Here is a 13,131-nt window from a genome sequence, read left to right on the forward strand (position 1 = left end):
GACGCCGTGCCCACCGGTCACATGAGCCACAGCGTGGGCACATCGTCGATCACCGGCAAAAGTGCTGTCAACCTCGTTGAACCCACGAGTAGTTCAATTTGCGATCACAGTTCCGACACAGGGGGAAGCGGTCGCTCCGGCGAGCCTTCGGGGTGTTCCTCGCCGCGGTGCTGACGCAGCAGCACGTTCGCGTCGGTCTCCCCGCTCCAGTCGAACCGGGCGCGCGCGGCCTGGCGTTGCACGACGAACTGCGCGCAGGCCTCGCACCCGGGCTCCGCCTGGGGCGGACGCCCCCACTCCGGCGGGAGCACCGTCGAACTCCCCCGTACGGCACGGTCGTTGGCCGCCTTCACCTCGGCACGCAGCCGCTCCTCGGGGGTGGCCCGCCGGATCCGCCGCGGATCGGCCTGCCACTCGCGGCCTCCACCCACGGGACGCAGTATCGCGTACGGGCCCGCCGCGCCCCGGTACTCGCCCACCCTCCCCGTCACCGGATCGTGGACGAGCGTCCCGCACTCCGGTGCCGTGGGCTCCGCCTGCTGTTCCATGGGCAACTCCGTACACACACGATTACTCTGGGTGCATCAAGGGTTGCTCAGTGGCACCGCCCGTCACAACGCCTGACGCGTGCCACTGGCCGACTGTCACGAAGGGGGCGCCATGAGCCGACGCAACGGCCAAGCGGGGACAGGGGCGACCACCGCCACCGTGTTCGGCGAGGTGATGAAGCACTTCCGCGAGGCCGCGGGCCTCACCCAGGAGGGCCTCGCGAACGAGGTCCCGTGCGACCGCTCGCACGTGGCCCGCGTGGAGGCGGGGACCCGCGTCCCCCAGGACACGTTCGCGAAGACGTGCGACGAAGTGCTGGGTACGGGTGGGGTGTTGGTGCGGTTGTGGGGGAAGATCGACTGGTATCCGCAGGTGGAGCATCCGGACTGGTTTCGGAGGCGGGCGGAGATGGACTCGGTGGCGGTCGAGGTCCTCGCTTACCAAGTGCAGTTCGTCCCGGGCCTGTTGCAAACCGAGGACTACGCCAGGGCACTGTTCAGTGGCGGCGAGGTCGAAGAGTGGGTGCGAGCACGGTTGAGTCGTCAGCAACGGTTCCTGGCCCCTGACGGTCCGCTCTACGTGGCCGTACTCGACGAGAGTTGTCTGCGCACCGTGGTCGGGAGCCCCGCCATCATGCGTGCCCAATGTGCGCACCTGCTGAGGGTCGGACAACTGCCCAACATCCGCGTCCAAGTCGTCCCGGCCGACTTCGCCGGCGTACGGCGCCTCAGTACATCCATGTCGCTGATCAGGCTGCCCGACGGGCACCAGTGGGTGTACTCGGAATCTCTGGACCGTGGGCATTTCAACGACGATCCGTCCGTCTACGCCCTCCACAGCCAGACCTATCATGTGCTCAGGGCAGACGCTCTGTCAGCCCGCGAGTCCGCCGCCCTGATCAGCGGCGTGATGGAGGGGTACGAGCAGGATGGACAAGCGCGAGCTGACCACGACAGCCTGGGTCAAGAGCAGCCACAGCGGTCCAAACGGCGGCGACTGCATCGAGGTGGCCCCCGCATTCCCCACCACCGTCCCCGTCCGCGACAGCAAGAACCCTGACGGCCCGGTCCTCACCTTCGCCCCCTCGGCCTGGAAGGCGTTCCTCTCCAGTCAGCTCATGGACCAGACGTACGGGTCGTGCTCGACGGGCTCGATCCGCTGAGCGGTGGTGGGGCGTGACGGCGCCGGGGACTGGGTGCCGGAGTACACGGCCAGCGCCGTGACGACATCGGACCTGGTGATCTCCAGCACCGAGTCCCCCTCGGACCGCACCGCACGGACCCGCACCTGCGCGCTCGCCTCGTCCAGCAGGTCGACGGCCGCGCCGGGGAGCACCTGGTCGGGAACGTGGTCGCGGGCGAGCGAGGCGGCGGCTTCCAGGGCTTCGTCGGTGATGGTGACCTTGTGGTGCCGCTGCAGGCGTTTCCGGACGGTCCTGAGCACGGCCAGCACGTCGCCGGTGGGCAGTTCGTCCAGCAGGACGGTCTGGATCAGCCGGTCCAGCCCCGGTCGGTACTCCCGTCGCCTGTACTCCGCCTGGCCACAGGCGCCGAGGACGAAGGCGCCGGGCTCTCCCAGCAGCGACTGGAACACCGCGAGCGGGTTCGTCGTGCCGGACGGGATGTAGAGCGGGGTGAGAGCGCCGGTGAGGAAGAGCACGAGTGTGGAGTGCTTGCGGACCTCGTCCAGCACGCCGGTCGTCAGCTCGTTGACGCGGCCCCGGTGTTGCGCCTCGGTGACCAGAGCGCCGAGATCGAGTGAGTGGACGGTCCGGCTCTGGAGGACGGGTGGAACTTCTTTCTGCGTGATCGCCTCCGAGAGGCCCGCGGCCAGGGCTTCCGTCCCCACCCCGGGCTCGCCGACCAGCAGGGGGACGTTGCGGTTCCGGCGGGTGAGAATCTGGACAACGCGTTCCATCTCCCTCTCGCGCCCGACGAGCGGGCCCAGAGCGCCGATCTGAGTCTCCAGGGTGAGGTTCCGGCCGAACCGGTCGAGGATCGGGGTCCGGGGTGAGGCGCTCCGGCCGGCTCCGTCAGCGGTGGTGGTCTTCTTGTCCCGGCGGATGGAGAGGACCTGGATGACTTGTTTCCGTACCGGGTCGAGGGTTGTGGCCCCCAGCTTGAGCAGGACCTGGGCGGCGACGCCCTCGCCCTCACGGATCAGGCCGAGCAGGATGTGCTCCGTGCCCACGTAGTTGTGGCCCAGCCCGACGGCCTCTCGGAGCGACAACTCCAAGACCTTCTTGGTACGAGGGGTGAAGGGGATGGCGTCCGGGGGCGTCTGCCCGCCCCTGCCGATGGCCTCCTCCACCTGCCGGCCGGTGTCCTCGGGCGAGATCCCGAGACGCTTCAGGACCTCGACGGCGACACCCTCATCCTGCCGGACCAGGGCCAGAAGCATGTGCTCAGTACCGATGCAATCGTGGTTGAGCCTCCGCGCTTCGTCCTGCGAAACGCGGACAACCCACCGTGCGCGATCGGTGAACCTCTCGAACATCAGCCGCCCTCTTCCCCCTCCACGTCCGCGAGATCCGCCCGCGCCCGCTCCGCATGCGGATGCTCCGCCCCGAGCACCCGCTCCCGGTCCGCGACCAACTGCCGCAACAACGCCACGGCCTCGTCCTTCGCGCCGGACAGCATCAGATTGCGCGCCAGCATGTGCCGAGTCCGCAGGGTGTGCGGGTCCTCGGCGCCCAGGACCCGCCCACGGTCGGCGACCAGCACCCGCAGCATGCCGATGGCCTCCTCCCGGTACCCCGCCTCGCCGAGGTTGACCGCGAGGAACTGCCGGGTCCGCAGCGTGTCCTCGTGATCGGGCCCGAGCCGGCCCAACTGGTCCGCCAGGAGCTGTCGCAACAACCGCGCGGCCTCCATGGGGTCTCCCGCGCCGCCGAGGCTGTGGGCATAGGACTGGCGGGTGCGGAGGGTGTCGGGGTCGGCCGGGCCCAGGACGCGGGTCTGTTCGTCGAGGATCTTCCGCAGGGCGTCCGAGGCACCCATCCAGTCGCCGCCCTCACCCTGCTGCACGGCGGCGATATGGCGCTTGCGCAGTTCAGGGCCCACGGTCGCCGCGAAGGCCCGGTTGACGCCCAGCGCGATCTGGCTCGCCGTCCCGGCGCCCCGGTTGAGCGGCACGGGGAGACCTTCCGCCTCCATCAACGTCCGGAGACGTTTGTACAGGTCCTCCACCGTGAGGAGTTCGGGCCCGCCGACCACCCCTTCGCGCAGCAGCCGCATGAAACGCCCCGAGAAGGCGGTGTGGTCCTCTCCGGGCAGCGCCAGGGCGACTTGGTCACGCTGCGCCGACGTCAGCACATAGGTGCCCGACACGTCGAGCTGCCCGAGCTGTACGGCCTCGTCCGCGGCCAGGGAGTCGGTCACGGCCCGGCCGGAGAAGCAGCAGTCCAGGATGACCAGCTTGTTGTCCGCCGGGCTGTCCAGCACGGCGTTGCGGAGCTTGTCGTACTCGAGCGAGTTGAACTCCGGGCCGGTCCACTCGCTGTCGGGCAGGGCCAGATACAGGTCGTGGCGCCGACCACTGACGAGCCCGTGCCCCGCGTAGTAGACGAGCAGCAGGTCCTCGGCCTCGTCCACGGCGCCCCTCAGCCGCTGGCCGACGGTCCGCAGGTCGCCCTCGTCGAGCAGGACGGTGCAGTGCTCCTCGGGGACCAGGCCGTAGTACTGGTCGGTGAACAGCTCCGCCAGGTCCGTGATGGTGCGGTGGACGGCCGGGAGATCGGGGAGCTTCGGGTCGGCGTACTGACTGGCGCCGATCAGCACGACCCGGGAACGGTGCCGGTCGGGAAGGCGCACGTCACTCCTGTACGTCAGAGTCCTGGCCGTGGTTCCGGTCGTGCTCCAGGGCCCGCCGCAGCAGGTGCTCGATCTCACCGGTCTTCACGCGCTTGGCGTCGATCTCCACACTGGGCCCGCCCTCACGCCCGATCTTCAGCCGTACGTCACTCCGGCGCGGCTGCGCGAGCCACGTACGCAGTGCCGGGACGAGCGCCGTGACCAGGCCGCCCGCGCCGCCCGCGCCGAGCGCCACGGTGAGGGTGTCGAGTACGGCGCCGAGTTCCCCCGGCTTCGGCGCGCTTCCCGACGCGCGGACCCGTCCGGCGAGCCGCGGCTCGCCCCGGAGCCAGTCCGCCAGGGACTCGGTGTCCGCGACCGGGTCCTCACTCAGGACCGAGACCTGTGCAGCTGCCACTGTTCCCCCGATTTACCTGTAAATCAGCGCAGTTGAGAAGCATCAGTGTACGACCGGGCGCCCCTTCCGTCCGTCCACTCGCAAGCAGTCCCCGGGATTGCCCCGAGGAGCTCTCAGAACGTCAAGGGCTGCCGACCCGCTCCCGGTGATGGCTGGGCGGGTACCCGTACTCGGTACGGAACGCCCGGCTGAACGCGGCGGCGTGGCTGAAGCCCCAGCGGGACGCGATGCCGTGCACGGGCATCCCGCGCAGGGCCGGGTCGGCCAGGTCGTGGCGGGCGCGTTCCAGGCGTTCGCGGCGCAGGTAGGCGGCCACGGTGTCGTGCTCGTCCTGGAAGAGCCGGTGCAGGTAGCTGGGCGAGATGTGGTGGGCCGCTGCGACCGTACGCGGCGTCAGACCCGGGTCGTGCAGGTGCTGTCGGATGAAGGCCTGGATGCGCAGGACCAGGGCCCGTCGGCGGGACTCGGGGCAGAGCGCGTCCTCGGCGTCGAGGACGTGGGCGAACAGCGCGGACGCCAGGTCGACCACGACGGTGGCGAGGTGGGGGCCGTCGGCGGTCTGGTAGCTGCCGCTGTCGGCCGCCAGCCGGGTCAGGAACTGGGCCAGCAGGGCGCCGATGCCCTCCTGCCCGGACAGCCGGGACAACCGGTGTCCGACGATCCGGTCGGCCTTGGCCGGGGGCAACGGCAGCCGCGCCTTGGGGATTTCGACGCCGATGGTCCTGATCGGCTCCTGACCGGCACGGATCTCGACCGGTCGGGAGGAGTCGTTGATCAGGAAGTCGGAGGGACTGTAGACGGCCTGCCGGTCGTCCCAGGTCATGGTCGCCCTCCCGCCGAGCAGGAGGGACAGGTGGTAGACCTCGGGGTCGGACTGTCTGATGTGTTTCGGGGTTCTCGTGTTGACCAGGGGCTGGAACACCGCCGGCCACACCGACACCTCGCCCAGCCCGATGATCCGCTGGTGCGCGCGGAAGTCCGCGGCATAGTCGCTGCTCAGGTCCATGGGCGCGTGCGTCCGGCTCATCCGCTCACGCCACCACTCGAAACGGTCGCCCGCGGGAACGTCCTCGCTGCGGAACACGATCTCGGCCACCACGCTTCTCACCGCCCACTTGATCTTGCGCTCGTGGTCGCTTTACTGCCAGGTGGCCAAAATCTTACGGCTGCCGGGTGAACAACCGCGTGGTCGGTGCACGCAATTGGGGGTCAAGCGCGAGATGTCCCCCAACTCCCCATCTCATCAGGTGAGTTGACTACTCGAGCGATTTGACAAGGTCACCCGCTCCTCCCGAGTCTATGCTCATGAAACTCATTTTCAATAGTGCCTCGGAGGCCTCGGGGCTCGGGGAGGTGCCTGGCCATGCGTGTGGCCTTCGTCGGTAAGGGCGGCAGCGGCAAGACGACTCTGTCCGCACTCTTCTCGCGGCACCTGGCCGGCTCCGGTGCGCCGGTCGTCGCGATCGACGGTGACATCAACCAGCACCTGGCGTACGCGCTGGGGCTCGATGAGGACGACACCTTCCCTGCCCCGCCGCTCAGCTCGCGGACCGGGGAGATCAAGGACTTCCTGCGCGGGACCAACCCGAGGATCGCGTCCCGGGAGTCCATGGTGAAGACCACGCCGCCGGGGCGCGGGTCACGGCTGCTGCGGCTGCTCGGGGACGACGAGATCCACGGCCACCACGTACGGGACGTGGGCGGCGTGCCGCTCATGGTGACCGGGGCCTTCGGCGAGAGCGACCTCGGCGTGGCCTGCTACCACTCCAAGCTCGGGGCCGTCGAGCTGTACCTCAACCACCTGGTGGACGGGGCCGGGGAGTACGTCGTCGTCGACATGACCGCGGGTGCCGACGCGTTCGCCTCCGGACTGTTCACCCGGTTCGACATGACCTTCCTGGTCGTCGAGCCGACACGGAAGAGCGTCTCCGTCTACCGCCAGTACCGGGACCACGCCGCCGAGTTCGGGGTCCCCGTCGCCGTCGTGGGCAACAAGGTCACCGGCGAGGACGACCTGCTCTTCCTCAAGGAGCACGTCGGCGAGGACCTGCTGGCGCACTGCGTCCAGTCGTCCTTCGTACGCGCCCAGGAACAGGGGCGTGAGGAGGGGGAGTTGGAGGCGCACAACACCGAGACGCTGCGCCGGCTCCGTACGGCCGTCGACTCCCGTCCGAAGGACTGGGCTGCCTTCCAGCGCCACGCCGTCGAGTTCCACCTCCGCAACGCCACCGCCTGGGCCGACGAGGCCACCGGCCAGAACCTCGCCACCCAGGTCGACCCCGACTTCCGGCACGGCCCCGAGGCCCTCGCGGCCTCCGACTGAGCCCCACCCCCATCCCCCACAGCACTCACAGAACAGGAAGCACCCCCATGTCTCTCGACGTCTCCCCGCAGTTGCTCGCCGAAGCCGAGAACGGCGAGGTCCGGGAGGAGGACTTCGTGGAAACGGTCCGTACGTCCCTGCCCTACGCCTACGACCTGATCGCCGGTCTCGTCACCGAACTGCGCGCCGGTTCGGCGTCCGGTACCGCGGTCGGTTCGGCGTCCGGTACCGCGGTCGGCTCGGCGTCCGGTACCGCGGAGTTCGCCGACAACCAGACCCCGCCGCCGTCCGAGAGGGAGCGCGGGCAGCTGCTGCGGGCGCTGTCCAGCGACGCGATCAGGGGCAGCCTGGAACGGCACTTCGGTGTCGCGCTCGCCTTCCAGAACTGCCACCGGGTCGCCGTCTTCCCGCCACAGGCGCGCGGTGGCGAGACGTACGCCCGCTTCACCTCCCTGCGCTCCCAGATCCTCAACCAGTCCCCGGAGTTCCGCGACTGCTGAGCAACTGCTGCGCGACTGCTGAGGCGGGCCATCCAAAAAGGGCAGAAGTAGTGCAGGAGTGCTGTCCGGCGATCACACCAGGTGAATAATGGTGCCCCTGGGCGTCTCAGAGCAGAGAGGGTCGCCGTGGGGACCGACAGGGACAGTGATGTCACCGGACAGCGGTTCGACGTGGCCGATGCCGCGCCGTTACTGCTCGACTCACGCGGGACGGTGACGAGCTGGACCCGGGACGCCGAACGCCTCCTCGGGTATCCGGCCGCCGAGGTGGTGGGCCGGAGCGTCGCCGAGCTCCTGGTACCCGAGGACGCGGCCCGCCTCGCGCCCCTGGCCGAGGCGTACCGCGACAAGGACGGCTGGTCCGGCGTCCTCACCGCCCGCCACCGTGACGGCGACCGGGTCGTCCGGCTCATGGTGCGGGCCGTGCCGATGCGGGGGAGCACCCCGGCCGGCAACATCCCGGCAGGGCCCGCACCCGCGGGACCCGCACCGGCGGGCGGCGGCGGGACCTCCCGCTGGGTCCTGCTGCTCTCCGACATGGCCGACGCGCCCGGGTGGGACATGAGCCGGGTCGTGCTGGAGCGGATGGTCGTCCAGTCGCCCGTGGGGATCGCGATGGTGGACACCGACCTGCGGTTCGTGTGGTCGAACACCGCGCTGGAGGCGTTCGGCGGCGGCCCCGCGCACGAGCGGATCGGGCGCCGTCTCGCCCACGTACAGCCCGGGTTGGACGCCGAGCGCATCGAGACCGTGATGCGGCGGGTGCTGCAGACCGGCGAGGCGGTCTTCGACTACGAGCACGTGGGCCGGGTCCGCTCGGCCCCGCACCGCGAGACGGCGCACGCGATGTCGTTCGTCCGGCTCGACGACGACCAGGGCAACCCGCTCGGCGTGTACTACACGGTCGTCGACGTCTCCGAACGCCATCGTGCGCGGATGCGGCTCGCCCTCCTCGACCGCGCCGGCGAGCAGATCGGCCGCACCCTCGACGTGGCGCGCACCGCGCAGGAGCTCGCGGACGTGGCCGTGCCCCACCTCGCCGACTTCGTCGCCGTGGACCTGCTGGAGTCCGTCCTGACGGGCGCCGACCCCGGGCCGGTGCGCGGCGCCGACGCGGTGCCTCTGCGGCGGGCCGGACAGCAGTCGGTGAACTCGGGCGTACCGGAGGCCGTCGTCGGCATCGGCGGCCTGGCCTCGTACCTGCCCGGCACGCCCCCGGCGCGCGCCCTGACCGGTGGCACGTCCTGGTACCGGGAGCGGCTCGACCCGCTGGCCAGAGAGTGGTCCGAAACCGTGCCCGGCGGCCGCGAGGCCACCTTCATGGACCTCGGGCTGCACACCGTGATGATCGTGCCGATCCGGGCGCGGGGCATCACGCTCGGCATCACCACCTTCTTCCGCGGCGAGCGGCGCCAGGACCCCTTCGACGAGATCGATCTGAGCCTCGCCGAGGAACTGGTCGCCCGCGCCGCCATCTGCGTCGACAACGCCCGCCGCTACACGCGCGAACGCGGCGCGGCCCTGGTCCTGCAGCGCAGTCTCCTGCCCCGCCGTCTGCCGCAGCAGGACGCGGCGGACGTCGCCGCCTGCTACCGGCCGGCCGACGAACTCACCGGCCTGGGCGGCGACTGGTACGACGTCATCCCGCTCTCCGGCGCCCGCGTCGCCCTCGTCGTCGGCGAGGTCGAGGGGCACGGCATCGACGGCGCCGCCGCCATGGGCCGCCTGCGCACCGCCGTACGCACCCTCGCCGACCTCGACCTGCCGCCGGACGAGGTACTCGCCCACCTCGACGACCTGGTCGCCAAGTCCGCCCGGCAGGAGGGCTCCGACCCGGACGCGGGCAGCGGGCACACGGTCGGGGCGCGCTGTCTGTACGTGGTCCACGACCCGGTGTCGGGCGAGTGCGCGATGGCCGCGGCCGGGCATCCGGCGCCGGCGCTGATCGCACCGGACGGCACGGTGTCGTTCCCGGACGACCTGCCGATCGGGCCGGCCCTCGGTGTGGACGGCGCCCCCTTCGAGTCCCTCACGCTGAACCTGCCGCCGGGTACGCTGATCGCCCTGCACACCGACGGCCTGCTCGCCGAGGCCACCCCCGAGATGCTGTGCCGCGCGCTCTCGGGGTCGGCGACGGCGGGGGCCCGCACGGCCCGCACGGGACCCGGATCCCCGCCGGACACTGCCCCGGCCTCCCTCGACCGCCGGGCGCAGACCGTGGTCGACGCGCTGGTGCCCGCCCGTCCGTACGACGACGTGGTCCTGCTGCTGGCCCGCACCCGGCGGCTGCCCGTGGACCGGGTGGCGTCCTGGGACGTCCCGGCCGACCCTGCGCTGGTCGCCGAGGCCCGCAAGACCACGACCCGTCAGCTCGGCGCCTGGGGCCTGGAGGACCTCGCGTTCACCACCGAACTGGTCGTCAGCGAACTGGTCACCAACGCGATCCGGCACGCCACGGGCCCGATCCGGCTGCGCCTCGTCCTCGACCGCACCCTGATCTGCGAGGTCTTCGACGGCGGCCCCACCGCTCCCCACCTGCGCCACCCGCGCACCACCGACGAGGGCGGGCGCGGCCTGTTCCTCATCTCCCAGTTCACCCAGCGGTGGGGGAGCCGGTTCCTGCCGGAGGGCAAGGTGATCTGGGCGGAACAGTCACTGACGGGGCCGTAGGCCCTGGCGTCCGCGGTCCCGGAGGGCGAACAGCTCCGCCCACTCGTGGGCACCGAGGCCGCGGGGCAGGGTGGCGGGGCCGATCCGGTGCTGCCGCAGCCACTGCCGGACCTCGCGGCGGGGGATCTCCGGGGCGGCGACGGCGAGGATCCGTTCCAGGCCGTTCCCGCGACCGGTGAACACCCGGTGCGCGAAGTCCTGGTAGCTCCGCTGGTCCCGGACCGGCACGAGGGGCCGCGACCGGCGGGCCATGGTCATCAGTCCGCCGTCGACACCGGGGCGCGGGCGGAACGCCGAGGCGGGCACCCGGGACACCAGCCGGAACTCGAACCACGGCCACCACTGCGCCGTCATCAGGGTCGCCCCGCCCACCCCGGCGCGCCGCCGCGCCACCTCCCACTGCACGAGCAGCACGGCCTCGGTCCAGCCGGGCGCCCGCAGGACGCGGCGCAGCATCGCGGTGGTCTGGTGGAACGGCAGGTTGCCGACCAGGACGTACGGCGTCGCCGGGAGCCGGAAGTCGAGGAAGTCGGCGTGGACGATCTCGGTCGCCGGACCGGTGCGGCGGGCCAGCCGCGCGGCACGCCGTCCGTCGATCTCGATTCCGGTCAGCGGACGGCCGAGCCGCTCAAGCGGCAGGGTCAGCGCGCCGTCACCGGCGCCGATCTCGATGATGGGCGCGTCGGAGCGGGACGGAAGGCCGGTGACCGTATCGATGAGGCGCTCGATGACGGTGCGGTCGACGAGGAAGTTCTGGCCGAGCTCGTGTCGGCCGGGTCGTGGGGTGCGCAAGGGATCTCCGCGGCTTCGAGGGGAAGCCGGGCAGCACTCAGCGGCCGCCCGACGAGGTCTCTCGGGAACGGCGGATCACTTCGCGGATCACCTGAGGGAGGTCGAGCGGCGTCAGCAGAGGTGCGGCCGACTCGAACCGAGGGTCACGGAAGGGACCACCGCTAGAAGCGGCGGGTCCTGGTCATTGCTGCGCTCGCACACATGCGGGTCACGCTACAAGGTGTCGCACCGCCTCGGGCAACTGGTTTTCCGGGCCGCACTGGGGGAGCACTGAGACGTTTCTTCGATCCACGACCTTCGTGCTGGGACCGGACAGCGTGCCGGAGATCACCGACGAGTCGGTGATCACACGGGAACCGGCGTTGGCCACGATCTCGGCCATCGTTCACAGCGAAAGCAAGAACATCGCCGCCATACTGGACATGCTGGCCCGCGGGATGCGGTCGTTCGACAAAGCCACAGCGAAGTACTGGTGCGAGTTCCTGGAAGTCGGCCTGAAGGACACTCCGGCCAGAGAGACATGGAAAGCGCTGCAGAAGATGGTCGCCACTTACTTCCCGGGCCACGGGACCCTCTTCGAGGAGACGTACCTCGAGGGCAAAGCCGAGGGCAAGGCCGAAGGCGAGGCAACGTTGATCCTGCGTCTGTTGGAACGGCGCGGCATCGCCGTCACGAAAGACGTCCGTGAGCGGGTCCTCGGCTGCACCGACCTCGCCACCCTCACCCTCTGGTTCGACCGGTCCCTCACGGCTACCACGGCCGAGGACCTGTTCGCCGAGGAGACCGAGGTCCCGGAGAGCGGTGCGGACCAGACCTGACCGTCCTCTATAGGATGCGCCTTCTGCCGGTCGCTCCGGCAACTGCGTTCCGTACTCCCCGGGAGAGTGTCCTTTGACCGTAGCGATCCACCCGACGTCCGAGAACTCCGAGGGCTCCGCGAGCGAGGAGTACTGGGTCGAGCCGGCCGCCGAAGGCGGCGTGACCGAGTCGTCCGGGGGCGGCGTGCACGAGCTCGTGGCCGCCGACGCCCGGGAGTTCGGGGTGTACGCGCGGACCGGTGGCTGGGCGTTCGCGTTGAAAGTGGCGCGGAGTGTGCGGCCCGGCGGGCAGGCGGCCGGGGAGACGCCGAAGGTGTCGGCGAAGGAGTTCGCCGAGCTGGCCGGGTGCTCGCCGGAGCGGGTCATGCGCTACTACAAGGCGTGGGACATGGCGGCCGACGACGGGCTCGTCCCGCAGTTCGAGGCGCTCGGCCCCGGGGACGACATCGAACTGCCGGACGCCGACGTGTGGTTGTCGTACTACAGCTCCCGCAACAGCGCCACCTCCGTGCGCGGTACCGCGATCACCGCCGCCGCCGAGGCCGAGGGCATCCGGCCGACCAAGGCGCTGGAGGTCGCGGAGAACCCCACCGCGCTGCGGGCCGCGATCCTCGCCGACCCCTCCACCGCCCAGGCGGCCCGCGCCGCGCTCCTCGACCGGATGCGGGAGGATCCCTCGCTCCAGGCCGAGCTGGCGCGTGACGTCGTCCACACCGAGGAGCTGAAGAAGGCGGTCGCCACCGAGAACCGGGCCGCCGACCGCATCGGGTACGTCCGCCAGGTCGTGGACAGCGGGCAGGTGAAGACCCCGGCCGGGCAGACCATCGACGCACCCGCCGAGCTGCGCGCCGAGGCCGAGCGCCGCCTCTCCCTCCTCGACGAGCTGGACGACGACGAGGACGCCGGCGAGTGGGCGACGGAGGCGTACGACACCGTGAAGTCCCTCGTCGCCCAGACCGTCGAGGCCGACCCGGAGCTACGCGTCCAGGAACGCCGGACGAAGTTCTACAACAGCCTCCAGCGGGCCACGAAGGTCTTCGAGGAACTGACCCTGGACGACGCGGCCGACCTCGACGACATCTACGAGGCCGACATGCTCGACCAGTTGGAGTCCCTCCACCAGGCCCTGTCGGTCTGCATCGAGAACCTGCGCAAGGCGACGGAGCCGGAGGCGACACCGGGAGCACCGGCGACACCGGGAGCGCCCGTGACACCGGCGGGCTGAGTCCCGTCTCCTGGGCGAGGGCTCCTGGCTACTGGTCCTGGCTAC

The 13,131-nt window shown here is 70.8% G+C and carries 13 protein-coding genes; 7 read left to right on the top strand and 6 right to left on the bottom strand.

The window, feature by feature from the left end:
- Positions 1-104: 104 nt before the first annotated feature.
- Complete coding sequence (locus AB0959_RS37985; RefSeq protein WP_366831329.1) at positions 105-548, bottom strand: hypothetical protein; 444 nt, start codon at positions 546-548, stop codon at positions 105-107.
- 112 nt (positions 549-660) lie between these two features.
- Here AB0959_RS37985 and AB0959_RS37990 point away from each other — a divergent pair, with 112 nt between their 5' ends.
- Entirely contained in the window at positions 661-1,608 is a 948-nt protein-coding gene (locus AB0959_RS37990) for a helix-turn-helix transcriptional regulator (protein ID WP_366831330.1), read from the top strand.
- Entirely contained in the window at positions 1,556-1,711 is a 156-nt protein-coding gene (locus AB0959_RS37995; protein ID WP_366831331.1) for a DUF397 domain-containing protein, read from the top strand. The genes AB0959_RS37990 and AB0959_RS37995 overlap by 53 nt, the downstream gene beginning before the upstream one ends.
- Here the strand turns inward: AB0959_RS37995 and AB0959_RS38000 are convergent.
- The 4 genes from AB0959_RS38000 to AB0959_RS38015 form a co-directional block, all read right to left on the bottom strand.
- Positions 1,660-3,045, bottom strand: a complete 1,386-nt coding sequence (locus AB0959_RS38000) for a Clp protease N-terminal domain-containing protein (protein WP_366831332.1) — start codon at positions 3,043-3,045, stop codon at positions 1,660-1,662. The two genes, AB0959_RS37995 and AB0959_RS38000, sit on opposite strands and share 52 nt — an antisense overlap.
- Entirely contained in the window at positions 3,045-4,361 is a 1,317-nt protein-coding gene (locus tag AB0959_RS38005; RefSeq protein ID WP_366831333.1) for a tetratricopeptide repeat protein, read from the bottom strand. Before AB0959_RS38005 ends, AB0959_RS38000 begins: the two co-directional genes overlap by 1 nt.
- Before the next feature lies 1 nt (position 4,362).
- Complete coding sequence (locus AB0959_RS38010; RefSeq protein ID WP_366831334.1) at positions 4,363-4,758, bottom strand: hypothetical protein; 396 nt, start codon at positions 4,756-4,758, stop codon at positions 4,363-4,365.
- Between the two features lie 121 nt (positions 4,759-4,879).
- Positions 4,880-5,866: a helix-turn-helix domain-containing protein gene (locus AB0959_RS38015; protein WP_366831335.1), complete on the bottom strand. Its 987-nt coding sequence runs from the start codon at positions 5,864-5,866 to the stop codon at positions 4,880-4,882.
- A 255-nt stretch (positions 5,867-6,121) separates the two neighbouring features.
- Here AB0959_RS38015 and AB0959_RS38020 point away from each other — a divergent pair, with 255 nt between their 5' ends.
- The 3 genes from AB0959_RS38020 to AB0959_RS38030 all read left to right on the top strand — a co-directional run bounded on the left by AB0959_RS38020 (position 6,122) and on the right by AB0959_RS38030 (position 10,251).
- Entirely contained in the window at positions 6,122-7,081 is a 960-nt protein-coding gene (locus tag AB0959_RS38020) for an ATP-binding protein (protein WP_366831336.1), read from the top strand.
- Between the two features lie 47 nt (positions 7,082-7,128).
- Entirely contained in the window at positions 7,129-7,581 is a 453-nt protein-coding gene (locus AB0959_RS38025) for an SCO5389 family protein (protein ID WP_366831337.1), read from the top strand.
- A 126-nt stretch (positions 7,582-7,707) separates the two neighbouring features.
- Complete coding sequence (locus AB0959_RS38030) at positions 7,708-10,251, top strand: SpoIIE family protein phosphatase (protein WP_366831338.1); 2,544 nt, start codon at positions 7,708-7,710, stop codon at positions 10,249-10,251.
- Here AB0959_RS38030 and erm read toward each other — a convergent pair.
- Positions 10,234-11,043: a 23S ribosomal RNA methyltransferase Erm gene (erm, locus tag AB0959_RS38035; protein WP_366831339.1), complete on the bottom strand. Its 810-nt coding sequence runs from the start codon at positions 11,041-11,043 to the stop codon at positions 10,234-10,236. The genes AB0959_RS38030 and erm overlap by 18 nt on opposite strands.
- A 299-nt stretch (positions 11,044-11,342) precedes the next feature.
- On the opposite strand from erm, the gene AB0959_RS38040 reads away from it, so the two are divergent.
- Both AB0959_RS38040 and AB0959_RS38045 read left to right on the top strand, forming a co-directional pair.
- Positions 11,343-11,861, top strand: coding sequence for a hypothetical protein (locus AB0959_RS38040; RefSeq protein WP_366831340.1), 519 nt, complete (start codon positions 11,343-11,345; stop codon positions 11,859-11,861).
- 160 nt (positions 11,862-12,021) lie between these two features.
- Positions 12,022-13,086 carry a hypothetical protein gene (locus AB0959_RS38045; RefSeq protein WP_366831362.1) on the top strand — a complete coding sequence of 355 codons (1,065 nt, stop codon included), beginning with the start codon at positions 12,022-12,024 and terminating at the stop codon, positions 13,084-13,086.
- The last annotated feature ends 45 nt before the right edge of the window (positions 13,087-13,131 follow it).

This window comes from Streptomyces sp. NPDC046862, from assembly GCF_040704615.1.
In the GTDB taxonomy this organism is placed as follows: Bacteria; Actinomycetota; Actinomycetes; order Streptomycetales; family Streptomycetaceae; genus Streptomyces.

Excerpts from the sequence above, each read along its gene's own strand:
- AB0959_RS37985 (WP_366831329.1), bottom strand. The coding sequence starts at position 548 with ATGGAACAGCAGGCGGAGCCCACGGCACCGGAGTGCGGGACGCTCGTC.
- AB0959_RS37990 (WP_366831330.1), top strand. The coding sequence starts at position 661 with ATGAGCCGACGCAACGGCCAAGCGGGGACAGGGGCGACCACCGCCACC.
- AB0959_RS38000 (WP_366831332.1), bottom strand. The coding sequence starts at position 3,045 with ATGTTCGAGAGGTTCACCGATCGCGCACGGTGGGTTGTCCGCGTTTCG.
- AB0959_RS38020 (WP_366831336.1), top strand. The coding sequence starts at position 6,122 with ATGCGTGTGGCCTTCGTCGGTAAGGGCGGCAGCGGCAAGACGACTCTG.
- AB0959_RS38025 (WP_366831337.1), top strand. The coding sequence starts at position 7,129 with ATGTCTCTCGACGTCTCCCCGCAGTTGCTCGCCGAAGCCGAGAACGGC.